The organism is Caldovatus sediminis, assembly GCF_014644455.1.
Taxonomy (GTDB): Bacteria; Pseudomonadota; Alphaproteobacteria; order Acetobacterales; family Acetobacteraceae; genus Caldovatus; species Caldovatus sediminis.
This window is the reverse complement of the sequence record NZ_BMKS01000022.1, coordinates 1-22459: the sequence shown is the minus strand read 5'-3', so window position 1 is coordinate 22459 and position 22459 is coordinate 1. Positions and strand designations below refer to the sequence as shown.

The 22459-nt window shown below is 73.9% G+C and carries 31 protein-coding genes; 25 read left to right on the top strand and 6 right to left on the bottom strand.

Annotated elements, in window-relative coordinates; all coding sequences use genetic code 11:
• The 5 genes from IEX99_RS20825 (at position 1) to IEX99_RS20805 (ending at position 4308) form a co-directional block, all read left to right on the top strand.
• The gene (locus IEX99_RS20825) at positions 1–228 is read left to right on the top strand and encodes a hypothetical protein (RefSeq protein ID WP_188903893.1); all 228 of its coding nucleotides are present in this window, start codon (positions 1–3) and stop codon (positions 226–228) included.
• The gene (locus tag IEX99_RS20820) at positions 218–829 is read left to right on the top strand and encodes a hypothetical protein (RefSeq protein ID WP_188903891.1); all 612 of its coding nucleotides are present in this window, start codon (positions 218–220) and stop codon (positions 827–829) included. The genes IEX99_RS20825 and IEX99_RS20820 overlap by 11 nt, the downstream gene beginning before the upstream one ends.
• Before the next feature lie 263 nt (positions 830–1092).
• Positions 1093–2562, top strand: a complete 1470-nt coding sequence (locus IEX99_RS20815) for a DNA methyltransferase (protein ID WP_188903889.1) — start codon at positions 1093–1095, stop codon at positions 2560–2562.
• Positions 2552–3820 (top strand): site-specific DNA-methyltransferase, encoded by a 1269-nt coding sequence (locus tag IEX99_RS20810; protein WP_188903887.1) that lies wholly within the window; start codon positions 2552–2554, stop codon positions 3818–3820. Before IEX99_RS20815 ends, IEX99_RS20810 begins: the two co-directional genes overlap by 11 nt.
• A 59-nt stretch (positions 3821–3879) precedes the next feature.
• The gene (locus IEX99_RS20805; protein ID WP_188903885.1) at positions 3880–4308 is read left to right on the top strand and encodes a DUF1810 domain-containing protein; all 429 of its coding nucleotides are present in this window, start codon (positions 3880–3882) and stop codon (positions 4306–4308) included.
• Positions 4309–4371: 63 nt separating this feature from the next.
• Here the strand turns inward: IEX99_RS20805 and IEX99_RS22610 are convergent, their stop codons facing one another.
• Entirely contained in the window at positions 4372–5163 is a 792-nt protein-coding gene (locus IEX99_RS22610) for a DUF3489 domain-containing protein (RefSeq protein WP_229678191.1), read from the bottom strand.
• 97 nt (positions 5164–5260) lie between these two features.
• Positions 5261–5497: a hypothetical protein gene (locus IEX99_RS20795; protein ID WP_229678190.1), complete on the bottom strand. Its 237-nt coding sequence runs from the start codon at positions 5495–5497 to the stop codon at positions 5261–5263.
• A gap of 122 nt (positions 5498–5619) precedes the next feature.
• Here IEX99_RS20795 and IEX99_RS20790 point away from each other — a divergent pair, with 122 nt between their 5' ends.
• The 15 genes from IEX99_RS20790 to IEX99_RS20720 all read left to right on the top strand — a co-directional run bounded on the left by IEX99_RS20790 (position 5620) and on the right by IEX99_RS20720 (position 17230).
• The gene (locus IEX99_RS20790; protein ID WP_188903883.1) at positions 5620–6210 is read left to right on the top strand and encodes an elements of external origin; all 591 of its coding nucleotides are present in this window, start codon (positions 5620–5622) and stop codon (positions 6208–6210) included.
• Positions 6210–8183 (top strand): phage terminase large subunit family protein, encoded by a 1974-nt coding sequence (locus tag IEX99_RS20785; protein WP_188903881.1) that lies wholly within the window; start codon positions 6210–6212, stop codon positions 8181–8183. Before IEX99_RS20790 ends, IEX99_RS20785 begins: the two co-directional genes overlap by 1 nt.
• Positions 8184–8197: 14 nt before the next feature.
• Positions 8198–8551, top strand: a complete 354-nt coding sequence (locus tag IEX99_RS20780; protein WP_188903879.1) for a hypothetical protein — start codon at positions 8198–8200, stop codon at positions 8549–8551.
• The gene (locus IEX99_RS20775) at positions 8548–9156 is read left to right on the top strand and encodes a hypothetical protein (protein ID WP_188903877.1); all 609 of its coding nucleotides are present in this window, start codon (positions 8548–8550) and stop codon (positions 9154–9156) included. Before IEX99_RS20780 ends, IEX99_RS20775 begins: the two co-directional genes overlap by 4 nt.
• Complete coding sequence (locus IEX99_RS20770) at positions 9156–9392, top strand: phage head-tail joining protein (RefSeq protein WP_188903876.1); 237 nt, start codon at positions 9156–9158, stop codon at positions 9390–9392. The genes IEX99_RS20775 and IEX99_RS20770 overlap by 1 nt, the downstream gene beginning before the upstream one ends.
• Positions 9389–10870 carry a phage portal protein gene (locus IEX99_RS20765; RefSeq protein ID WP_188903874.1) on the top strand — a complete coding sequence of 494 codons (1482 nt, stop codon included), beginning with the start codon at positions 9389–9391 and terminating at the stop codon, positions 10868–10870. The genes IEX99_RS20770 and IEX99_RS20765 overlap by 4 nt, the downstream gene beginning before the upstream one ends.
• A 2-nt stretch (positions 10871–10872) precedes the next feature.
• Positions 10873–13008, top strand: a complete 2136-nt coding sequence (locus tag IEX99_RS20760; protein ID WP_188903872.1) for a prohead protease/major capsid protein fusion protein — start codon at positions 10873–10875, stop codon at positions 13006–13008.
• Between the two features lie 114 nt (positions 13009–13122).
• Positions 13123–13473 carry a DUF2190 family protein gene (locus IEX99_RS20755; RefSeq protein WP_188903870.1) on the top strand — a complete coding sequence of 117 codons (351 nt, stop codon included), beginning with the start codon at positions 13123–13125 and terminating at the stop codon, positions 13471–13473.
• Positions 13473–13871 carry a M15 family metallopeptidase gene (locus IEX99_RS20750; protein WP_188903868.1) on the top strand — a complete coding sequence of 133 codons (399 nt, stop codon included), beginning with the start codon at positions 13473–13475 and terminating at the stop codon, positions 13869–13871. The genes IEX99_RS20755 and IEX99_RS20750 overlap by 1 nt, the downstream gene beginning before the upstream one ends.
• Positions 13868–14260, top strand: a complete 393-nt coding sequence (locus tag IEX99_RS20745) for a hypothetical protein (RefSeq protein WP_188903866.1) — start codon at positions 13868–13870, stop codon at positions 14258–14260. Before IEX99_RS20750 ends, IEX99_RS20745 begins: the two co-directional genes overlap by 4 nt.
• A 162-nt stretch (positions 14261–14422) precedes the next feature.
• Positions 14423–14731 (top strand): head-tail joining protein, encoded by a 309-nt coding sequence (locus IEX99_RS20740; RefSeq protein WP_188903864.1) that lies wholly within the window; start codon positions 14423–14425, stop codon positions 14729–14731.
• Between the two features lie 10 nt (positions 14732–14741).
• Complete coding sequence (locus IEX99_RS20735) at positions 14742–15062, top strand: phage holin family protein (RefSeq protein WP_188903862.1); 321 nt, start codon at positions 14742–14744, stop codon at positions 15060–15062.
• Positions 15059–15799 carry a DUF6441 family protein gene (locus IEX99_RS20730; protein ID WP_188903860.1) on the top strand — a complete coding sequence of 247 codons (741 nt, stop codon included), beginning with the start codon at positions 15059–15061 and terminating at the stop codon, positions 15797–15799. The genes IEX99_RS20735 and IEX99_RS20730 overlap by 4 nt, the downstream gene beginning before the upstream one ends.
• A 2-nt stretch (positions 15800–15801) precedes the next feature.
• A complete protein-coding gene (locus tag IEX99_RS20725; RefSeq protein ID WP_229678193.1) occupies positions 15802–16242 on the top strand; it encodes a hypothetical protein in 441 nt (146 codons plus the stop codon).
• A 31-nt stretch (positions 16243–16273) separates the two neighbouring features.
• Complete coding sequence (locus tag IEX99_RS20720) at positions 16274–17230, top strand: phage tail tube protein (RefSeq protein ID WP_188903857.1); 957 nt, start codon at positions 16274–16276, stop codon at positions 17228–17230.
• 58 nt (positions 17231–17288) lie between these two features.
• Here IEX99_RS20720 and IEX99_RS20715 read toward each other — a convergent pair whose 3' ends face one another.
• Positions 17289–17573, bottom strand: coding sequence for a hypothetical protein (locus tag IEX99_RS20715; RefSeq protein ID WP_188903855.1), 285 nt, complete (start codon positions 17571–17573; stop codon positions 17289–17291).
• Positions 17574–17591: 18 nt separating this feature from the next.
• On the bottom strand, positions 17592–18011 hold the full coding sequence (locus IEX99_RS20710) for a GIY-YIG nuclease family protein (RefSeq protein ID WP_188903853.1): 420 nt from the start codon (positions 18009–18011) through the stop codon (positions 17592–17594).
• A 119-nt stretch (positions 18012–18130) separates the two neighbouring features.
• Between IEX99_RS20710 and IEX99_RS20705 the strand changes: the two genes are divergently transcribed.
• The 4 genes from IEX99_RS20705 (at position 18131) to IEX99_RS20685 (ending at position 20824) form a co-directional block, all read left to right on the top strand.
• Positions 18131–19231 (top strand): helix-turn-helix domain-containing protein, encoded by a 1101-nt coding sequence (locus tag IEX99_RS20705; protein WP_188903851.1) that lies wholly within the window; start codon positions 18131–18133, stop codon positions 19229–19231.
• Positions 19212–19718: a PIN domain-containing protein gene (locus IEX99_RS20700; protein WP_188903849.1), complete on the top strand. Its 507-nt coding sequence runs from the start codon at positions 19212–19214 to the stop codon at positions 19716–19718. Before IEX99_RS20705 ends, IEX99_RS20700 begins: the two co-directional genes overlap by 20 nt.
• 411 nt (positions 19719–20129) lie before the next feature.
• Positions 20130–20507, top strand: coding sequence for a hypothetical protein (locus IEX99_RS20690; RefSeq protein ID WP_188903847.1), 378 nt, complete (start codon positions 20130–20132; stop codon positions 20505–20507).
• 164 nt (positions 20508–20671) lie between these two features.
• The gene (locus IEX99_RS20685; RefSeq protein WP_176559885.1) at positions 20672–20824 is read left to right on the top strand and encodes a hypothetical protein; all 153 of its coding nucleotides are present in this window, start codon (positions 20672–20674) and stop codon (positions 20822–20824) included.
• Here the strand turns inward: IEX99_RS20685 and IEX99_RS20680 are convergent.
• Both IEX99_RS20680 and IEX99_RS20675 read right to left on the bottom strand, forming a co-directional pair.
• Positions 20821–21423, bottom strand: coding sequence for a PIN domain-containing protein (locus IEX99_RS20680; RefSeq protein WP_229678189.1), 603 nt, complete (start codon positions 21421–21423; stop codon positions 20821–20823). The two genes, IEX99_RS20685 and IEX99_RS20680, sit on opposite strands and share 4 nt — an antisense overlap.
• 3 nt (positions 21424–21426) lie before the next feature.
• The gene (locus IEX99_RS20675; protein ID WP_188903845.1) at positions 21427–21882 is read right to left on the bottom strand and encodes a helix-turn-helix domain-containing protein; all 456 of its coding nucleotides are present in this window, start codon (positions 21880–21882) and stop codon (positions 21427–21429) included.
• Between the two features lie 90 nt (positions 21883–21972).
• Here IEX99_RS20675 and IEX99_RS20670 point away from each other — a divergent pair.
• Positions 21973–22459: tape measure protein (locus IEX99_RS20670; protein WP_229678188.1), on the top strand; the 487-nt coding region annotated here is incomplete at its 3' end.

The window sequence follows — 22459 nt, the reverse complement described above, 5'->3', positions numbered from 1 at the left end:
ATGAGGCTGCCCGGTGCGCCGCAGCCGCCCCGGTCGAGTCTGGACCTGACACGCAGCCCGACTACCGCGGTGGACCTCGACGCGATGCGCGCCGCCGCCTGGCACCGGCACGGCGTCGCCGCCCTGGCCGTGGAGGACATCACCGACCCCTGGCTCCGCCAGGCCGTCATCAACGAAGCGAACCGGCGCTGGGGGCGCCGGCACGGAGGGGACCAGCATGGCCGGTAAGCGCAAGGCGAAGCGCGCCACGATGCGGCACGAAGACCTCTCCAAGCCGTCGAAGTGGCGGCTGCAGCACGGCGGCTTCGAGGAGGGCGTCCGCGGCACGGACCCCGACACCGGTTGCCCGGTGCAGCACCGCCGCGCCGTGGACAGTCTCGGCGTGCTGCTCGCCAACGGCAGCATCACGCCGCAGATGCACGAGGCCGGCGTGGTGTTCCGGACGCTGTTCCAGCGTGCGGCGCTCGACCGCGTGCGGACCATGCCGCTGATCCGCATCCCGGGCGGGTCGCCCGACCTGCTCACCGAGAGCCAGTCGGTGGCGCGGGAGCGGGTCGTGCAGGCGATCGACGCGCTCGGCGGCTTCGGCAGCCCGTCCGGCAGCGTGGCGTGGTACGTCGTCGGCCTCGAGCATTCGATCCGCGATTGGTCGCTGCGGCAGGGCTGGAACGCCAGGCCGATGAACCCGGCCCATGCGCAGGGCGCGCTGGTGGGCGCGCTGGGCGTGCTGAGCGTGCACTTCGGCCTCGTCCGACGCTCGCGTGCTGCGGCGTCCGCAACGCCGTTCCTGATGCTGCCCGCCTTCGAAGAAAAATCTGCGCGGGCATGAACGAGTGCATGGACGCACGTGAATTCGGCGTGCTTCCTTGCGATCACTGGCGAGGCGTGGGTCTCGCCGCCGGGTGGCTCGCCAGCCACCCGGCATGATCATCGGCAGCGTGGCTCGTGAGCCGCAGGGTCCTTCCTTCGCCCGCCGTATGCGGGGGGCAAGCGCGCGCGAGGCCCCTAGCGTCTGCCCCGTTTTCCAGGTTGCCAGCGCCCCCGGTTGCCGCCCGGCGCAGGGCGTAGCCGCTCCTCACCAGCAGGTCCCGCATGCCCCAGCCGCCCTGGCAGGCGAGCGCCGTCGAGGCGCGCGCCGTCGCCTCCCTGCTGCCCTACGCCGGCAACGCGCGCACGCACTCCGCCGAGCAGGTGGCGCAGATCGCGGCCAGCATCCTCGAGTTCGGCTTCGTGGCGCCCGTCCTGGTGGACGAACGCGGCGAGCTCATCGCCGGCCACGGCCGGCTGCTGGCCGCGAAGTCCCTCGGCCTCGACGCGGTGCCGACCATCGTCCGCGCCGGCCTGAGCGAGGCGCAGAAGGCGGCCTACCGGCTCGCCGACAACCGCATCGCGCTCAACGCCGGCTGGGACGAGGCGCTGCTCGCGGCCGAGGTCGCCAAGCTGCAGGAGACCGGCGGCATCGACCTCGCGCTGACCGGCTTCGACCCGGGCGAGATCGATCGCCTCCTTGCCGGCCTGGACGCGGCGGCAACCGAGCCCGGCAACGCCCCCGTTGCCAGTCCCGGCGTGCCGGCAACGGCCTCCCCTGGTGGCGCGGCGGCTGGCAACGCGGACGAGGACCCCGCCGACGCCGAGCCGGACGCGCCGCGCCAGGCCGTCACCCGCCCCGGCGACCTGTGGCTCCTCGGCGAGCACCGCCTGCTCTGCGGCGACAGTACCGACGCCGCGGCGGTGGCCCGTGTCGTGGGCGCGGACCGCGCGGCGCTGCTCTTCACCAGCCCGCCCTACGGCAACCAGCGCGACTACACCACCGGCGGGGTCTCCGATTGGGACGCGCTGATGCAGGGCGTGTTCCGCCACCTGCCGCTCGCGCTGCGCGACGACGGCCAGGTGCTGGTGAACCTCGGCCTGATCCACCGCGAGAACGAGTGGCTGCCCTACTGGTCCGGCTGGCTCGACTGGATGCGCGCCCAGGGCTGGCGGCGCTTCGGGCTCTACGCCTGGGACCAGGGGCCCGGCCTGCCGGGCGACTGGAACGGCCGTCTCGCGCCCGCCTTCGAGCTGATCTTCCACTTCAACCGCCAGGCCCGCCGGCCGAACAAGATCATCCCCTGCCGCTGGGCGGGGCACGTCAATAGCAGCCACGGCGGCATGCGCGCGAAGGACGGCACGGTCGGCGAATGGCAGCACGCCGGCCAGGGCGTGCAGGAGACCCGGATCCCCGACAACGTGCTCCGCATCACCCGCCACAAGGCACGCGGCATCGAGACCGAGCACCCGGCCGTCTTTCCGGTCGCGCTGCCGGAGTTCCTGATGCGCGCCTATGCCGACGAGGGCGACGTCGTCTTCGAGCCCTTCGCCGGCTCCGGCACCACGCTCCTCGCCGGCCAGCGGACCGGGCGGCGGGTGCGCGCGATCGAGCTAGCGCCCTCCTACGTGGACCTCGCCATCGCGCGCTGGCGACGGCTGCATCCCGATCTGGCGGTCACGCTCGCCGACGACGGGCGGGACTTCGACGCGGTGGCGGCCGCGCGGGCGGAGGCGCTGTCCGATGCGGCCTGACCTCCAGCTCGAGACGATGCCGGTCGCCTCGCTCGCGCCCTACGCGGCGAACGCCCGGCTGCACCCGGCCGAGCAGGTGGCGCAGCTCGCCGCCTCGATCGCCGAGTTCGGCTTCAACGTCCCGGTGCTGGTGGACGACGCCGGTGTGCTGATCGCCGGGCACGGCCGCGTCCTCGCCGCGAAGGCGCTCGGCCTCGAGGAGGTGCCGGCGATCCGGCTCGGACACCTGACGGAGGCGCAGGCGCGCGCCTTCCGGCTCGCCGACAACCAACTGGCGCTGAACTCGGCCTGGGACGAGAGCCTGCTCGCGGCCGAGCTCCGCGCGCTGCGCACCGACGAGTTCGACCTCGGGCTGATCGGCTTCGACGGCGCGACGCTCGACCGGCTGCTGGCCGACGTGGCGCCGGGCGTGCCGGCCGCGCCCGCCGGGGATCCCGACGCGCCGGCGCCGGAGCCGCCGGCCGCGCCGGTCACCCGGCCCGGCGACCTCTGGGCCCTCGGCCCGCACCGGCTGCTCTGCGGCGACAGCACCAGCGCCGGCGATGTCGCGCGGCTGCTCGGCGGCGCGCGACCGCACCTCATGATCACGGATCCACCGTACGGCGTGAACTACGACCCGGAATGGCGCAACGAGGCCGGCGTCTCGGCCACGATGCGCACCGGCAGGGTGGCGAACGACGACCGCGCCGACTGGCGCGCGGCCTGGGCGCTGTTCCCGGGTGATGTCGCCTACGTCTGGCACGCCGGCGTGCACGCGCGCACGGTGATCGAGAGCCTGGAGGCGGCGGGCTTCGCGGTGCGCAGCCAGATCGTCTGGGCCAAGCCGCGCTTCGTGCTGGGCCGCGGCGACTACCACTGGCAGCACGAGCCCTGCCTCTACGCGGTGCGCAGGGGCGCGACCGGGCACTGGCAGGGGGCGCGGGACCAGGCGACGCTCTGGGCCATCGCGGCCGGCGGCGACGAGGACGCGGCGACGGTGCACGGCACCCAGAAGCCGGTCGAGTGCATGCGCCGGCCGATGCTGAACAACAGCGCGCCGGGCGACGCGGTCTACGAGCCGTTCTGCGGCAGCGGCAGCGCCATCGTCGCGGCGGAGACCACCGGCCGGGTCTGCCTCGCGATGGAGCTCGACCCCCGCTACGTGGACGTCGCGGTGCGGCGCTGGCAGGCCTTCACCGGCCGGCCTGCGGTGCTGGCCGGGGAGGATCGGGTCTTCGGGGACGTCGCCGCCGCGCGCGGCGTTCCGGTGCCGACCTGAGTCCGGCGCGGCCGCGGGAGGCCTTCGGAATGCGGACGGTGCGGGTGTAGCCTGCCGCCATGGCAGATCCCTTCGACCTCGAGCGCTTCGTGCGGGCGCAGGAGCCCGTGATCGCCGACGTGCGCCGCGAGCTCCGGGCGGGGCGGAAGCGCACGCACTGGATGTGGTTCGTGTTCCCGCAGCTCCGCGCCCTCGGGCGGAGCCCGACCGCCCAGCGCTACGGCATCGCCTCGCTGGCCGAGGCGCAGGCCTACATGGCGCACCCGGTGCTCGGGCCGCGGCTGATCGAGTGCGCCGAGCTGGTCCGCGCGGTCCAGGGCCGGTCCGCGCACGAGATCTTCGGCAACCCGGACGACCTGAAGCTCCGATCGTCCATGACCCTGTTCGCGGCGGCCCGCCCCGAGGCGGCGGTGTTCGCCGAGGTGCTGCGGCGGTACTTCGGGGGCGAGCCGGATCCGCTGACGACCGAACTGCTGGCGAAGGGCTGACAGGCCGACGCCGCCGCCCGCGATCGGCGGGCGGCGGCGCCAGGGTGCCGGCTCGCCTTGGCGTCAGCCGGCGATGCGGTAAATGGTGAAGGACCCCTTCGCGCCCTCCTTGCCCGGCCCGACCTGGCGCACCCGCTCCGCGGCCTCGACCGCGATGCCCTGGCGCTTCTTCAGGCCGGCGAAGAACCCCCGCACGGTGTGCGGCGCCCAGCCGGTGGCCTCGGCGATCTGCGCCACCGTCGCGCCCTCCGGGCGGCGGAGCATGGCCAGCACCGCCTCCTGCTTCGTGCCCTCGCGCGGCTTGCGCGGCGCGCCAAGCTCGCGCGTCCTGGGAGCGGGCTTCGCCAGCACCCGGCGGAGCGCGTCCATCGCGTCGGCCAGGTCGTAGCGCCCGTTCGCCTCGTCGTCCCAGGCGTCCAGCACCCGCCGCGCGGCGTCGCGCAGGCCGGCGCGCGGGGCCGCCGGGCGGGGCGCCGCGAGGGCGGCGTCGAGCAGGGCGAGGTCCTCCGCGCGGGTGGCGTCGTCCGGCGCCCCGGGCGCGCCCTGGGCGGGCTCGACTGCGCCGGCGGAGTTGTCCTGCGTGGGCGCCTCCGGCGCGGCGGCGACCGGCTCGACGCCGATCGCGCGGAGCCCCGCGTCGGTGATGCGCAGCAGCAGGCTCTCGCCGTCGATCGTCCAGAGCGCCCGGGCGTCGTAGTCGGGGCGGTGCACCGCGACGACCAGGTCGGCCTTGAGCAGCGCCTTGCCGACCGTCTGCCGCGCGGCGGCGGGCAGTCGCTCGGGCGGCACCGCCAGGTGCTGCGGGTGCTGCGCGGCGGCCGTCAGGATCGCGCGCTGGGTGTCGGTGAGCTTCATCGTCGGGGTCCTCGGTCACGCACCCGACCAGCCGGGTGCTACCGCCCCGAGCCCCGCCGGGCGGACCCGGTCGGGGCGGTGCGGCAGGGGCGCCGCGTCAGCCGGCGTATTCGCCCCGCCTGAAGTGCTGGTCGGCGATGTCCTTCAGCTTCGCGGTGGCGTCGGCGAGCCAGGCGGTTTCGCCCCAGAGCACCGCCTCGGGATCCGCCCCGAAGTGGTCGTCGCTGGCCTGTCGCAGCTCGGCGAGCAGGGCGTCGAACTCCGCCTTCTTCGCCAGGAAGGCCGCCAGGCTGCGTTCCTGGTTGCGGGCGGCGCGGGCTGCGCGGTCGGTCATCGTGGTCTCCGTCTGCGGCGCGGTGCTCCGCGCGTGACGGACCATTCGCGCTGCGGCGGGGGCTGAGCCAAGCGCCATCGGCGCTCCGTTGATTGCTTTCTCCGAGGGGTTCCGATCAGATCATGATCGCCGCCGCGCCGCCGGGCCGCGTGGCCTCGCAGCGCGAGGTGGCGCGCCGCCTCGGCGTCTCCCACACGGCGCTGCAGAAGGCGCAGCGCGCCGGCCGCATCGCGCCCGAGCCGGACGGCGCCTGGGACGTCGAGAAGGTCCGCGCGCGGCTGGCCGAGAGCAGCGACCCGGCCCGCAGGACGGGGGCCATGGCCGCGCCCGCGGCGCCGCCGCTGCTCCCGCCGGCCCGGCCCGTTGCGCCTCCCGCTCCTGCGCCGCCGCCCGCCGCGCCCGATCCGCTGCCCCGCGCGGCCGGCAGCACCTTCCACGACGCCCGCACGGCGAACGAGGTGCTGAAGGCGCAGGAGCGCCGGCTGCGGCTCGACGAGCGCAAGGGCAAGCTGGTCGACAAGGCCCGCGCGCTCCTGCTGGTGCACCGCCTCGCCAAGGAGGAGCGCGACGCCATCCTCGCCTGGCCCGCCCGGGTCGCGGCCGAGATGGCGGCCGAGCTCGGCGTCGACGCGCACCGGCTGCAGACCATGATGGATGCACGCCTGCGCCAGCACCTGGCCGAGCGGCACGACGTGCGGGTGAGCGTCGGCTGATGGCGACGGGCACGGACATACTGGCCGAGCTCGGCGGCTTCGACGGCGCGGCCGAGATCCTGCAGGCCTGGCGCGACGGCATGGCGCCGGAGCCGGCGCTGCTGGTCTCGGAATGGGCCGACCGGCATCGCGTGCTCGGCAGCCGCGGCTCCGCCGAGCCCGGTCCCTGGCGCACGGCGCGGACGCCCTATCTGCGCGAGATCATGGATGCGCTGTCGCCGGCGCATCCGGCGCGGCGCGTCGTGTTCATGAAGGGGGCGCAGGTCGGCGGCACCGAGTGTGGCAACAACTGGATCGGCTACGTCATCCACCACGCGCCCGGGCCGATGCTGGCGGTGCAGCCGACCACCGAGCTCGCCAAGCGCTTCTCCGACCAGCGCATCGACCCGCTGGTCGAGGAGACGCCGGCGATCCGCGAGCGGGTGGCGCCGGCGCGCTCCCGCGACAGCGGCAACCGCCAGCTCTCGAAGGAGTTCCCCGGGGGGCAGCTGGTGATGACCGGCGCCAACAGCGCGGTCGGCCTGCGCTCGATGTCGGCGCGCTTCCTGTTCCTCGACGAGATCGACGCCTATCCCGGCGACGTCGAGGGGGAGGGCGACCCGATCGCGCTGGCCGAGGCCCGGGCGCGCACCTTCGGCTGGCGCCGCAAGATGCTGCTGGTCTCGACGCCTACCATTGCCGGCCTGTCGCGCATCGAGCGGGAGTACCTCGCGACCGACCAGCGCCGCTACTTCGTGCCGTGCCCGCACTGCGGGGCGATGCAATGGCTGCGCTTCGAGCGGCTGGTCTGGGACGAGGGGGCGCCCGACACCGCGCGCTATCTCTGCGAGGCCTGCGACGCCCCGATCGGCGAGCAGCACAAGGCGGCGATGCTGGCCGCGGGCGAGTGGCGGGCCACCGCCATGGCGGCGGACCCGCACGCGATCGGCTTCCACATCTCGGCGCTCTACTCCCCGCCGGGCTGGATGCCCTGGTCGGAGATCGCCCGGCTGTGGCTGGCGGCGCAGGGGGACGACCGCGCGATCAAGACCTTCCGCAACACCGTGCTCGGCGAGACCTGGCAGGAGGCGGGCGAGGCGCCGGACTGGCAGCGGCTCTACGACCGCCGCGAGCATTGGCCGATCGGTACCGTGCCGGCGGGCGGGCTGCTGCTGACGGCGGGCGTGGACGTGCAGCGCGACCGTCTCGAGGCCTCGGTCTGGGCCTGGGGGCAGGATCGCCAGTCCTGGCTGGTCGAGCACCGCGTGCTGGCCGGCAATCCGTTCGAGGCGGCGGTGTGGGAGGAGTTGCGGCGGCTGCTCGGCGAGACCTGGCGGCACGCCAGCGGCCACCGCCTGCCGGTGGCCATGGCGGCGATCGACAGCGGCGACGGCATGACCACGGCGGAGGTCTACGCCTTCGTGCGGCGAGCCGGCGCCGGCCGCGCCATCGCCGTGAAGGGCCAGGATGGACTGCGCGCCGCGGTCGGCCAGCCGGCGGCCACCGAGGTCCGCCGCAATGGCCGGAAGCTCGGGGGCCTCAAGCTCTGGCCGGTGGGCTCCTCCTTCCTGAAGGGCGAGACCTATGGCTGGCTGAAGCTGGAGCGGCCGACGGCGGAGAGCGGTGACCCGTTCCCGCCCGGCTACGTCCACCTGCCGTTGCACGCGGCGGGCGAGGAGTTCTGCCGCCAGCTCACCGCCGAGCAGCTGGTCGCCCGCGCCGGCCGGAACGGCTTCCGGCGACTGGAGTGGGTGAAGACGAGGGAGCGCAACGAGGCGCTGGACTGCCGGGTCTACGCCCGCGCCGCCGCCGCCGCGCTCGGCATGGATGGCTGGGGCGAGGGCCGCTGGGCGCGGATGGCCGATGCGCTGTCGCTGCCGGCGCAGGAACCCGCGCTGGCGACACCGAACGCCCTAGCGCCCGCACCATCGCCCGCCGCAGCCGATCTGCGCCCTCGCGGCTGGCTCGCCCCGCGGGGCGGCTGGCTGCGCTGACCCTGGAGACCCTCATGGCCGCCATCGTCCCGGTCCGCACCAGCATCGCCGCCGGCCAGGCGCTGAGCGCGCCGGTCGCCAGCGTCGGCTACGGCGTCTGCCTGCTGCTGCTCCCCGCCGCCTGGACCGACGCCCCGCTCACCCTGCAGGGCTCGCTCGACGAGGGCGAGCCCGCGGCCTGGGCCGACCTCCACGACCACCTCGGCAACGAGGTGGTGCTGACCGTCGCCGCCGGCCGGGCGCTCACCCTGCCGCCCACCCTGCTGCTCGGCTGGCGCTGGTTGCGGCTGCGCTCCGGCCTCGCCGCCGCGCCGGTGGACCAGGCGGCGGAGCGTCTGATCACCCTCGGCATCCGGCCGCTCGCATGACCGCGCTGTTCCAGCACTACCTGCCGCCCGCCCCGGCGATGCTGCCCTATGTCCCGGGGCGCTTCTACGCCTCGCAGCATGCGCGCGCCGCCGGCGGCGCGGTGGCGATGACGGCGAACCGACTCTATTGCGTGCCCTACGTGCTCGCCCGGCCCGGGCTGTTCTCGGCCATGGCGGTGAGCGTGACCACCGGCGCCGCCGGTTTCCTGCGCATGGCGCTGGCCGCCGACAATGGCGCCGGGCGGCCCGGCGCGGTGATCGAGGAGCCGGTGACGGACGCCGACACCGCCGCCGCCGGCGGTGCGGTCTGCCCCTTCGGGCAGCCGCGCTGGATCTCGGCCGGGGTCTGGTGGCTGCTGCTGTGCTTCTCGGGCGCGCCCTCGGTGCGCGGCACCAGCACGCAGGCGTTCAGCGGCGGCAACACGCTGCTGCTCGGCTCGGCCGCGGCGGACGGCGGCGCCGGTGGCGGCACGACGGGCAGCGAGAACGGGTTCTTCGCGGCGCTGACGCACCAGGCCGGCGTGCCGATCATGCCGAACCCGCCGAGCGGCCTGTCCTACCTCGTCAACGCGGCGGCGCCGCTGCCGACGCTCCGGGCCGCGTGATGGATCCCGCTGTCCTGGCCTGGGCGCTGGCGCAGCCGGCCGGCAGCCGTGCGGCCGCGCTCGCTGCCGCCTACACCGGGGGCACCACGCGGGTGAGCTTCGAGGGGCGCACCGTGGAGTACCGCAGCCTCGACGAGCTCGGCCGGGCGCTGGCCACGCTGCATGGGGCAGAGAACGGCGCGGCGCGGCGGCCCTCGGTCACACTGGCGAGCTTCGCGCGCGGAGGCGGTGCATGATCGATCGCGTGACCCGCCGCCTCCGCGATGCCTGGGCAGTTCTCCGCGGCTACGCCGCGGCGCAGGACCACCGTGCCTCGGCCTGGGCGCCCGCCGGCGGCAGCGCCAATGCCGAGGTCGGCATGGCCGCCGCCACGGTGGCGCGCCGTGCCCGCGACGCCGTGCGCAACGACCCCTACGCCAGCCGCATCGTCGACCTCTGGACCGGCAACGCGGTCGGCGCCGGGATCACCACGCGCTGGCCGGACGCCGCGCACGGCCGGGCGTGGCAGCGCTGGGCGGAGGGCACGTCCTGCGACGCCGAGGGCCGCCTCGACCTCTACGGCCTGCAGGCGCTGGTGATGCGTGCCGTCGTCGAGAGCGGGGAATGCTTCGTTCGCTTCCTGCTGGCGCCGCCTTCGCCCGTCAACCCGATCGGCCTGCGGCTGCAGGTGCTGGAGTCGGACCTCCTCGACACGGCGCGCAACGGCATGCTGGACGGCGCGCCGACCATCCAAGGCATCGCTCTCGGCGACGCCGGCGAACCGATCGGCTACTGGCTGTTCCCGGTCCACCCGGGCGCCTGGATGCTGCCCGGCGCCGGCATGGCGAGCGTGCGCATCCCGGCGGGCGACGTGCTGCACATCTACCGCAAGCGCCGGCCCGGCCAGCTGCGCGACGTCTCCTGGCTGGCGCCGGTGCTGCTGCGGCTGCGCGACCTCGGCGACTACGAGGCCGCCCTGCTGATGAAGGCCAAGATCGAGGCCTGCCTCGCCGCCGTGGTCACCGAGGAGGGCGACGAGGCGCTGACCGGCGCCGCCGCCGGCCTGCTCCGCGACGCCCAGGGCCGCGCCGTGGAGAGCTTCGAGCCGGGGATGATCCTCTACCGGCGGGGGATGGGCTCGGTGGAGGTGGTGAACCCCTCCGGCGGCGGCAGTCACGCCGCCTTCGCCCGCCGTGCCCTCGAGGCGGCCGCGGTCGGCGCCGGGCTGACCTACGACCAGGTCTCGGGCGACCTCACCCAGGCGAACTACTCCAGCCTCCGCGCCGGCAAGATCGAGTTCCGCCGCCTCTGCGAGCAGGTGCAGTACGGCATGCTGATCCCGATGCTGGTGCGGCCGATCGCCGAGCGCTTCCACGCCCAGGGCGCGCTGCTCGGGCTGTGGGGGGCGGACATGCCAAACGGCGTCAGCCACGTTCCGCCCGCGCACGAGATGATCGACCCGCTGAAGGACACCACCGCGCTGATCGCCCAGGTGCGCGCCGGCTTCGTGCCGCAGCCCGAGGCGGCCGGGGCCTTCGGCTACGACTTCCGCGCCGCGGTGGAGATGATCCGCGAGGCCAATGCCTTGCTCGACGAGGCCGGGATCTCGCTCGACACCGATCCGCGCCGGGTCGCGAAGTCCGGTGCGGCGCAGGACGCCGCGCAGATGGCCGCGGTCGAGATCGCCGCCACCGGCGCCGCAGCGCCGCCCCGAGACATAGCACCCCAGGGCTGAGCATGACCGAACCTATCGAACCGGGCGGCAGCGATGCCGCGCCGGAGCCTGCTGCTGCGCCCACCGCGGCGGACGTTCCGCTCGTGGCGCAGCGCGCCATCACCGCGCCGGCCACCGTCGATCGCGCCGCGCGCACCGTGGAGGTGGTCTGGAGCACCGGCGCGCGGGCCCGCAACTTCGTCCCCGCCCTCGGCCTGATCACCGAGGAGCTGGAGATGTCGCCGAATGCGGTGCGCATGGAGGCGCTGCGCTCCGGCCGCGCCCCGGTGCTCGACACCCACCGCCGCGGCGGCGCCCGCGACGTGCTCGGTCGCGTCACCGCCGCCCGCCTCGAGCGCGGCCGCGGCTACGCCACGCTGCAGTTCTCCGCCGCCGCCGATGTCGAGCCCGTCTGGCAGCGCATCGCCGACGGCACGCTGCGCGCGGTGAGCGTCGGTTATCGCGTGCACCGCTACGAGCCGCGGCCCGACGCCGCCACCGGCGAAACCGTCCACCGCGCGGTGGATTGGGAGCCCTTCGAGATCTCCGTCGTGCCGGTCCCGGTGGACCGCGACGCGGCGGTCCGGGCTCCCACGACGATTGCGGAGCAATCGCCGTGGGGACCCGTCCGGGCGCAGGGGGACCAGGGCCTCCCCGCACCGGCGATCGAACCCGCCCTGCCTGACGAGGACTCACCCATGCCCGAGACGACGCCGGAAGCCCCGGCCACGCCGGCGCCGTCTGCGCCGCCCGCTATGCCGCCCCAGGAGCCGACCGTGACCACCACGCCCCCCGCTGCGGCCGCCGCCCCGGCGCCCGAGCCGACCCGCGCCGCACCGGACCTCGATGCAGTCCGTGCCGAGGCGCAGCGCGCCGAGCGCGAGCGCATCGCCGGCATCGACGCCGCCGTGGAGGCCGCCCGCGCCTTGCTGCCGGCGGAACGCATCACCCCGATCCGCGCTGAGGCCATCGCCCAGGGCTGGACCGGCGACCAGGCCCGGCGCGCCCTGTTCGACGCCCTGGTGGCGCAGGGGCCGCGGCCGTCCATCCCCGCCCGCCCCGAAACCGGCCCGAGCCACGACGACCCGGCGCAGATCCTCGATGCCATGGCCGAGGCGCTCGCCGCCCGCGCCATGCCCGGCTACCAGCCCCAGGGTTCCGGGCGCCACGCCGAGTTCATGGGCTGGCGTCCCTCCGACATGATCGGCGAGCTGCTGCGCGCCCGCGGCGAGCGGAGCGTGCCCCGCAACCCCACGCTGCTCGCCGAGCGCGCCTTCCACACCAGCTCGGACTTCCCGCTGCTGCTCGCCGCGGCGGCCAACAAGATGCTGCTCGCCGCCTACCAGCCGGCGCAGCCGACCTATCGGCAGGTCTTCCTCCGGCGCGACTTCCGCGACTTCAAGCCGCACCGGCATCTCCGGATCGGCGACTTCCCGACCCTGCTGCCGCTCGCCGAGAACGGCGAGATCCAGGTCGGCACCATGTCCGAGAGCCAGGAGATCGTGCTGCTGCAGACCTTCGCGCGGCGCCTCCGCGTCACGCGGCCGATGCTGGTCAACGACGACCTCGGCGCCTTCACCGACTTCGCCGCCGCGATCGGCCGCCGCGTCGCCGAGTTCGAGAACGCCACCGCCTACAACCTGATGAACAGCGCCAATGGCGACGGCCCGACGCTGACCACCGGCAGCGCCCCCGTCTTCGCCACCGGCGCCGCGCGGGCCAACAAGGCCAGCACCGGCACGGTGCTCGACACCACCACCATCGGCGCCGGCCGCACCGCGATCATGAAACAGCGCACGCTCGACGGCCTGCCGATCTCGATGGGCCAGACCATGCGCTTGCTGGTCGGCCCGAACCTCGAACTCGCCGCCCGCCAGGCGACGGTGGTCGTGCAGGCGAGCGAGATCGGCAAGGCGAACGTCTTCGCCGGCTTCGTGCAGCCGGTGATCGAGCCGCTGATCCCGGCCAACCGCTGGTACCTGTTCTCCGACCCGCTCGCGGCGCCGGTCTATGTCTACGGCTACCTCAACGGCGCCGAGGGGCCGCAGGTCACCACCGGCCCGGTGCAGGGCGCCGACGGGGTTGAGGTCAGCGTGATCTTCGACTTCGGCGTCGGCGCCATCGACTGGCGCGGCGCCTGGTTCAACCCGGGCACCTGATCCTTCCCACCACCACAGCAGCTTCGCCGAGGGCGTCCGTCCCCCGGGTCCCTAGCCAAGCATCCGCTCGGCTGGGCGGGGTGGGACGCCTTCGGCGTTTCAGGAGACCCTCCCATGCGCAACTGCCTCCGTCCCGACGCGCGTTCCATCCCGATGGTGGTGCCCTACGCGGGAGGCATCCTCGCCGGCCAGGGTCTGCTGGTCGGCGCCTTCTTCGGCGTCGCCGCATCGGACGCCGCCCAGAACGCCACCGTCGAGTGCGAGACCCGCGGCGAGTTCGAGCTGCCCAAGGAGCCCGCGCTCGCCATCAGCCCGGGCGCGCGGGTGTTCTGGGACGACACCAACCGCCGCATCACCACCACCGCCACCGGCAACTTCCAGGTCGGGCTCTGCACCGTCGCTGCGCTCGCCGCCGACGCCACGGTGCGGGTGATGCTGGCGCGCGTGCCGGCCTCGGGGACGTGATGGCCGCGCTCCTGGCGCGCGACCACGCGCGCCTCGCGGGCGTGCACCGCGACCTGGTGCGCGTCGTCGAACGGGCCCGCCTGGCGGTGCCCTTCATCGTCACGGAAGGGCTGCGCTCCCGCGAGCGCCAGGCCCGGCTGGTCGCGATCGGCGCCTCGCGCACGATGGACAGCCGGCACGTAACCGGCCACGCCGTCGATCTGGCCTACTGGCTCGACGACGGCGACGGCGCGGTGGAGCAGGGCGAGATCCGCTGGGATTGGATGCTGTATGAGCAGATCGGCGCGGCGATGAAGGCCGCGGCGAAGGAGCTCGGCGTGCCGATCGTCTGGGGCGGCGACTGGGCGTCCTTCCGCGACGGGCCGCACTTCGAGCTCGACCGCAGGGCGTACCCGTGACCGGTGCGACCATCCTCGCCGTGCTCGGGCGCCATGCGCTGCCGATTGGGCTCGCGGCAGCAATCCTGCTGTCCGTCACGGCTGCCTGGCACTTCCGGTCGCAGCGCGACGCCGCCCGCCTGGATGCCGCGACGGCCACGCGCACCGCTGAGGCCAATGCGGCGGCGCTGGCCCGCGCCACCGCCGAGCACGCGCGCCAGATCGCCGCCCTAATCGGCGAGGCCGAGCGCGCCCGTGCCCAGGCCGCCCGCCTCGGCGCCAACCTGGAGGCCCTCCGCCGTGACCCGAGCCACGCTGCCGGCGCTGCCCCTGTGCTGCGCGATGCTGTCGAGCGCCTGCGCGCCGGCCGCGCCGCCGGAGATCCGGCTGCTGCCGCTCCGCCTCCCTGACGCGCTGCTGGTCTGCGCCCCGGCGCCGGCGCTTCCGGCCACGGATCACCTCACGCAGGGCCAGGTGGCGGAGCTGCTGCTGGCCTACGACGCCGCCCACGCCGACTGCGCGGGGCGGCTCGCCGCGGTGCGGCGGCTCAACCCCGCCGACGGGGGCGAGCGGTGAACGCCTTCGCGGAGGCGATGGCCGTGCTGGTCGCCGATCCGAACCTCGGGGCGGAGGCGGTCTACCGGCAGGGCGGTGTTGGCGCACCGATAAGTCTCCGCGTCCTGCAGTCGTCGCCCGACCGCGTGGCGGATGCTTTCGGGACCGAGATCCTCTCGGCGACGGACATCCTCTCGGTTCCCATCGCCGTCCTGCCCGACCTCGCCGCCGGCGACAGCTTCGCCCTCGGCCCCGAGCTGCTCACCGTCACGCACGCCGAGCGCGACGCCTCCGGCACCGCCTGGCGCGTGTTCTGCCAGCGATAGGAGCCCCGCCATGCCACAGACCACCCTCAGCCTGCTGGAGATGCTGCGCGACCTGCTGCTCGGCGCCGCCGCCGGCCTCGCTGGCGGCTTCGTGCGGTGGAACAACCCCGAGCGCCGGCGCTTCGGCTGGTGCCTCGCCTGGGAGGTGCCCTCCGCCGCCCTGGTCGGCAGCGCCGGCTATGCGCTCGGGGGCTTCCTCGAGTTCAACGAGTACGGCCGGTTCCTCTTCGCCTTCGTGTTCGGCTACCTCGGCCAGGCGGCGCTGCATGACCTCGCGGTGGCGATCATCCGGCACCGCACCGGCCTGCCGCCGGGCGGCGGCACGCCATGAGGCTGACCGCCACCATCCTCGGCGACCTGCGCCGGCAGCTCGCCGCCGAGGTCCGTGCCGGCGAGCGCGCGGCCATGCAGGCGATCCGCGCCGAGACCGAGCAGGTCAAGCAAGAGCTGCGGCGGCAAGTCACCAGCAGCTTCGGCGGCAACGCGCGGGGGATCGCCAATGCCTGGCGCTCGCAGGTGTTTCCCCGCTCCGGGCAGTCGCTCCGCCCCGCCGGCCTGGTCTGGACCAAGGTGCCGAACGTCATCGACGCCTTCGAGCGCGGGGCGCTGATCCGCGCCCGGAGCGGGACGTACCTCGCCATCCCGACCGGCTTCAACGCAGCGCGCGGGCGCCGCGGCCGCGGCGGTCGAACGCATGCGTTCGACGGCCTGCGGGTCACCCCGGCGCAGATGGTCGCCTCCGGCCAGGGCTTCCTCCGCCCCTTCCGCTCCGGCCGCGGCTTCGTCTGGTGCCTCCCTCTCCGCCAGGGCGAGCAGACCGGCCGGCGCCGCCGCACCCGCCTCATCGCCGGCGGGCTCGCCGAGATCGGCACCGGCAACCGCAAGGGCCGCGAGGCCTGGGCGCGCGGCATGCTGGAACGGGGGATGGTGCCGATGTTCCTGCTGCTGCCGCAGGTGAAGCTCGCCAAGCGGCTGGACGTGAAGGGCGCCGCCGAACGGGGGCTGCGCCGGCTGCCGGGACGCTTCGTGGCGGCCTGGGAGCGCGAGAGCGGGAGGCCGGCACCGTGAGCATGCGCGAGACCGCGATCGCCGCGCTGCACGGCCGGCTGCAGACAGCGCTCGCCACCCGCAACCCCGCCCCACTGGTCCTTCGCGGCGAGACCGTGCCGCAGCGCCTGCCGCCGGGCGGGCTGGTCGTCATCCGCGACGGCGAGACCGTCGAGGAGACGGCGATCCTGTCGCCGCTCGCCTGGGCCATCGAGCATCGCGCCGCGATCGAGGTCACCGTCACGGGTGCGACGCCCGCGGCCCGCACCGCGCTCCTCGACGCGCTGCTGGTGGATATCGCTGTCGCCGTCACCACCGACCGCACCCTCGGCGGTGCGGTGGAATGGGCCCAGCCCGGCGCGCCCGAGTTCGAGGATGTCGAGGTCGAGGGCGCCGCCGCCGCGCGTGCCGCGTCGGTCCCCGTCACGCTGTTCTTCACCGTCGCCGGCTCGCCGCTGGCCTGACGCCTCCTCTCGCTGATCCCGGAGATCTCCGATGCCCCGTGCCATCGGCGCCAATTGCCGCCTGCTCATGAGCCCCGAGGCGACCTACGGCACCGCGCCCGCGGGCGACTGGATGCGCCTGCCCTTCCTCTCCTGCGACCTCGGCGCCGAGCAGCCGCTGCTCGACGCCGACGTCATCGGCGTCGGCGGCAGCCGCGATCCGGCCGCGCCCTTCCTCGACACCGTCACCGTGCAGGGCCAGGCGGTGGTGCCGGTGGACCTCATCAACATCGGCCACTGGCTCCGCCTGCTGCTTGGGGCCCCCACCACCACCGGCACCAGCCCGGACTTCGTCCACAGCTTCGGCTCGGGCGCCGCCGCGCTGCCGTCGAACAGCCTCGAGATCGGCTACCCCGACGTGCCGAACTACGACCTCTGCACCGGCGTGCGCGCCGACACGCTGGAGCTCGACTTCTCGCCGACCGGCCCCGCCACCGCGACCTTCGGGCTGATGGGGCAGGGCTCGACGCGCGGCGCCGCGAGCGCGGGCGGCACGCCGACCAGCGCCGCCTACACCGCCTTCCACAAGGCGCAGGGGGCGATCAGCCGCAACGGCGCCGCGCTCGCCCAGGTGACCGGCGCGCGGCTGACCTACGCCAACGGCATGGAGATGGTGCGCACCATCCGTGCCGACCGGAAGGTGGAGGGGGTGGATCCCGGAATTGCGCGCTGCACGGGTCAGGTCACGGTGCGCTTCGCCGACACCACGCTGCTGACCCAGGCGCAGGACAACGCCCCCGCGGAGTTCACCTTTTCCTACACGATCGACGCCAACCGCAGCCTCACCGTCACGCTGCACGAGGTCTACCTGGCGCTGGCCAAGACCCCGATCGAGGGCCCGGCCGGCGTCGAGGCGAGCTTCGAGTTCCGCGCGGCCTACAACGCGACTGCGACGCGCATGATGACCGTGACGCTGAAGAACCAGCAGCAGGCGAGCGAGTACGCCTGAGGTCCGCTCGCGGCGTGCGAGCGTAGCTCTGGGCGGAATCCAAACGTCAAGTCGTGTCCTACCAGCGCAGCTCGCGATTCACACAGGCACGGACGGTCCCGAGGTCGAGGGAGCTGAAGAAGGGGTGCCATGGCCGCGGCGCGATGAACGCCATGCGCCCCCCGCCGCCATCCCACACGGGGACGACCGTGCCGGCGAGGCCAGCGCTGCGCGAGCGCAGCTGGATCTCCGCGATCACGGCGCGCTGCGTCCCAGGATCCTTGTGGCCGAAATCGGCGGCGAGCGGCGCGATGATGAGATCGACGCCTTGCTCGCGGACATGGGCGACGGCCAGGCTGGGCATGGCGCGGGTCTCCTCGGCTCAGCGCGCAAGCAGCGCGGCAAGAGGGTTGTGCTGCTCGTTGAGCGTCGGCGCGTAGTGCCGGATCAGGCGCCGCTCGGCTTCGGCGTAGCCGACCGGGTCGCTGACACCCGGAACGTGCACGAGCAGATAGCGGGCGCCTCGACGGATCGCCTCGTCGCGTCGTTCATGGTCGGAAAGGCGCCGGCTGAGCGCTTCGGCGCGGCCGACGTAGAGCGGGACGTAGGTGAGCCCCTGAAGCGCCGCGAAGATGTAAACCGCGTTCGGTGCCGACGGGCAGGCGTGGATGTCGTAGACCGCAAAGCGGTAGCGATAGCCGGCTCCGTCGTCGCCCCAGACGTGGCCCAGCGGGGCTGGCGGTGGCGGCAGGCCGGCGAGGATCGAGGCGAGGGGGCTGCGCTGGGGGGACGGGAAAGCCATTGACATTGCTCCTGCGAACGTGCGTGGCCTGCCACCGTCGAAGCGGTTGACGGAGTCGCAGCCGATGGTTTACAAGACATACAACTAATCAGAGTTTGTCAACCAAAAAGGAGGATGCCATGCTCGGTGACCGCTTGCGCCTCGCACGGAAGCGGACCGGCATGTCGCTGCGCGCGCTCGAGGATGCCGTCTCCGGAAAGGTCACCGCGCAAGCGCTCAGCAAGTACGAGCGCGGCGAGATGACCCCGAGCTCAGATGTGCTGCTTGCGCTGAGCCGAGCACTCAAAGTGTCGGTGCCCTATCTGCTGGCCGTCGAGGAAGCGAAGCTCGGTGAGGTGGACTTCCGCACCCGCGCGAGCACCTCGGCGAAGGACCGCGCGCGCGTCGAGGCCGCGGTGCTGGAGTGGGTGGAGCGCTACCTGCAGCTCGAACGCATCCTCGGTCTCGACAGCGCGTCCTGGTCGGCGCCGTTCGGCGTGCTACGTGGCCTGAAGTCGCTCGACGAGGCCGAGGAGCTCGCGGACGAGGTGCGGGTGCAGTGGAAGCTGGGCCTCGACCCGATCCCGAATCTGACCGAGCTTCTCGAAGAGAAGGGCCTCAAGGTCCTGCTTGAGGACCTACCGGATTCCGTCTCGGGCTTCACCTGCCTGGTGCAGCGGCCAGGCGGGCTGGCGCCAGTGCCCGTCATCGTGGCGAACCGCAGAAAGTCGCTTGAGCGGCGGCGCCTGACCCTGGCACACGAACTCGCGCATCGCGTCATCGATCCGGCAGGCCTTTCCGAAAAGGAGGAGGAGCAGGCGATGACCCGTTTCGCCAGCGCGCTGCTGATGCCGCGCGACCACCTCGTGTGCGAGGTCGGCGCGCGGCGTCACCTGCTGAGCTACCGCGAGCTCATCGACTTGAAGCGCATTTACCGCGTGAGCGGCGCAGCACTGCTCGTGCGCCTCCGCGACATCGGCGTCATCGATCAGGCGGGCCTGACCTACGCCTTCCAGAGCGTGGCGCGCAGCTGGCGTTCGCAGGAGCCCGAGGAGCTCGAGCCGGCGAGCGAGCGCGGCGAGCGCGAGAAGCCGCGCCGGCTGCGACGGCTCTGCATGCGGGCGGTGGCGGAGAAGCTGATTTCGCTGCCGAAGGCGGCCGATCTGCTACGCGAGCCGGTGGCCCATGTCGAGGCGGAGCTGAAGGGGCCGCAGGCGGTCGATGCGGATCATCATCAGTGACACGAGCGCGCTGATCGACCTGCGCAAGGCGGTGCTTCTCGAGGCGCTGCTGCGGCTGCCCTACGAGGTCCAGGTGCCCGACCTGCTCTATGAGGACGAGCTACTCAGCATCCCCACGATCGAGAAGCGGGCGCTGCGTCGGCAAGGCCTGCGCGTGATCGGGCTGAGCGGCGCGCTGATCGACCGCGCGGTCGCCCTCGGACGTGAGAACCCGGCGCTCCGGCTCTACGACTGCTCCGCCTGGGCCCTGGCGGAGGTGACGGAGGACTGCATCCTACTCACCGGCGACGGCCGCTTGCGCGCGGCGGCCGGCAGCGCGATCGAGGTTCACGGCGTGCTCTGGGCATTCGACGAGATCCAGCGCCATCGCACAGCCAGCGTTGCCGCATTGCGCGCGGCGCTTGTGGTCTGGAGCGAGGACGCGACCGTCTGGCTTCCCGAGGGCGAAATCAGGGCGCGGCAGCGCCGACTTGGTGGACGCGGATAGCCAGACCCTACCCGCTCCGATGAATGCGCGGACGGTGACCGGCGCCGCACCATACATCCCGACCGGGAGGGCGCCCGGAGGGCGTCGACATGCTGGCCCTGCCGCAAGGATTAGGTAATGGCAGCGCCGGCTACACGCCGATCCGCTCCACCTCGTCGAGGGAGGTCTCGTCGCGCCGGCAGTCGTAGAACTGCGTCGCGCGGACGCTAGCGTGGTCGGCCACCCGCCCGCAACGGCCCACGCCAGCGTTCCTCGAGGCGGTCCAAGTGCCGGCTACGAGGTCGAATCCAGATCGGACTTCGCGGTTCTCGCCGCGCATTGGCTCCCTGAACGAGTCCCACCATCGCCCGAGTGTCAGTCGCCGCTTCGCCACCAGGCTGACGCGGAACAACCTCAATGACGGAGTAGCGCATGCTCACCCTCGACCTCCCGGCCGAGCCGTACTGGCTCGACCTGCCGCGCGGCGTGCGCGTCGAGATCCGACCGGTGACCACCGCGGTCATGGCAGCCGCGCAGGCCGCCGCCGCGCGCCGGCTCGCCGCGATCCGCGTCGCCGACCCGGACCTCGACCCCGACATGGCGCGCGGCCTGTCCTTCGCCTTCCTGGTCAAGGCGCTCGCCCGCCACGCCGTCACCGGCTGGGAGGGCGTGGGCGACGCCGCCGGCCAGCCGCTGCCGCTCTCGCCCGAGGCGGTCGAGCGCCTGATGGACCTCGACGACATCGCCGCCGCCTTCTGGGACCGGGCCACCGCACCCGTCGCCGCGGTGGCCGCCGAGGGAAACGGCTGAGGGCCCGCGCCGCCTGGCACTTCGGCCGCGGGCCCGACTACTGCCGCGGCTGCGCCGCCCTCGGCCGCGACTGCGCCGACGCCTGCCCCTACGCGGCGCACGCCCCGACCAGCGTCGAGGGCCACGCCTGCTGGGCCGCCGGCACGGCCTGCGCCGAGGCGAGCATGGCCGGCCTGACGCTCGACACCGCCGGCGCGCTGTCCGCCGCGCGCGAGCTCGGTGCGACCGGATGGATGGCCGCCGACCTCCTGCTCGCCATCCGCATCGGCATGGCCGAGGGCGGTGCTGAGCGGAGCGCGTCGGCGCCCGCGGCCTAATCCCCGGGCCGGTCGCTCGGCCGCAGCTCCAGGATCGGGGCGAGCTTGCCGATCTGCTCGGCGATGCGCGGAACGCCGGCCTTGCGGAGCGCGACGACATACTCGGGGAGGTCGAGCGGCGGGGCGCGGTAGTGGCCCAGATCCTCCCGCACCGCATCGGCGAAGGCCGTCGGATCCATACTCTCGATATCCAGCAGGAAATCGTCCGGGTGCACGACGTGCAGGCCGTAGGGCGCCAGGCGCGCCGGCGGGAAGTCGGCGACGTTGAACGTCACGATGCAGCTCGCCTTGCAGACCACGGCCGCGGCGAGCACGTGCCGATCGCCGGGATCCGGCAGGACCATCGCGTCGATGAGCGGCTCGTAGCCCGTCACCAGCGCGTCCAGCACCGACGCGTCCATGAGCTCGCGGGTCCGCGCCAGATCGGCCGCCTTCAGGTCGGGCCGCCTCTCCAGCAGGGTGCGGATCCACTCCTCGTGCACCCTGTCGCTCCACCGCGCCCGGAACAGCTTCGTCTGGGCGAGGAAGAGGATCAGGCTGCGCAGGCGCGCCCCGTAGAAGACGTTCGCGTCGAAGAACGCCGTGAAGGTCGAGATCACACCTCAGTCCAGTTCCAGCCGGCGCGCCTCCGCGGCCATCTCCGCCAGCGCCCGCTTCCGCTTCTCGGCGGCGGCGCGCTCGTAGGCCAGCAGGTCGGCGAAGCGCACGCGGCGGTGCCGGCCGACCATGCGGTGCGGGATCTCGCCCCGGTCGATAAGGCCGATGAGGAAGGGCCGCGACACGTTGAGGTAGTCGGCGGCCTGCTGCGTGGTGAGCTCGGCCTCGTGCGGGATGACCGAGATCGGCCGCCGCTCGGCCATGGCGCTGAGCACGGTGAGCACGACCTCGACCGCGCGGGCCGGCAGCGGGACGACCACGTTGGGCTGCTCGCGCAGCACCAACTGCACGCCCTGCCCGGCCCTTGCGGCGGGGGCCAGGCTGGCGGCGGCGGTCTTGGCGATGGCGGCCTCGGCCTCGTCGGCGACGATGGGCTCGGCCTGGTCGAGCAGAGCGAGCATGGGGCCCTCCGGTGCCTTCTGGTTGCCCGCCCTTATACGCAGCAAACGCATTAAACGCAACTGACGAAACCGCTAGCCGGAGGGGGCTGCATGGCCGACGCCACCCGCCGCGTCTCGGTCCGCCTCTCGCTGGACGACGCCGCCCGGGTCAAGGCGGAGCTGCGCAAAGTCGGCGAGACCGGCCAGCGCTCGCTCGACCGGATCAAGGGCGGCGCCGAGCGGGCGTCGCGCTCGCTCGAGCTGCTCGACCTCGCCGTGCGCGGCCTGCAGGTGGCCGGCGTGGCCGCGGCGGCCCGCGCCCTGGTGCAGGCCGGCGACGCGCTCACGCAGGGCCTGTCGCGCCTGCAGAACGCGACGGGCTCGGTCGAGCGGGCCGGCCAAGTCTACGAGGCGCTCTACCGCAACGCGCTCTCGACCGGCGTCGCGGTGTCCGAGAGCGTCGACGCGTTCCAGCGCTTCGCGATCGCCGCCCGCGAGATCGGCGCCACCTCCGACCAGGTGGTGCGCCTCGTCGGCGGCCTGCAGCGCGTCGCCATCGTCTCCGGCGCCTCGACGGGGGAGATCTCCAGCGCCACCC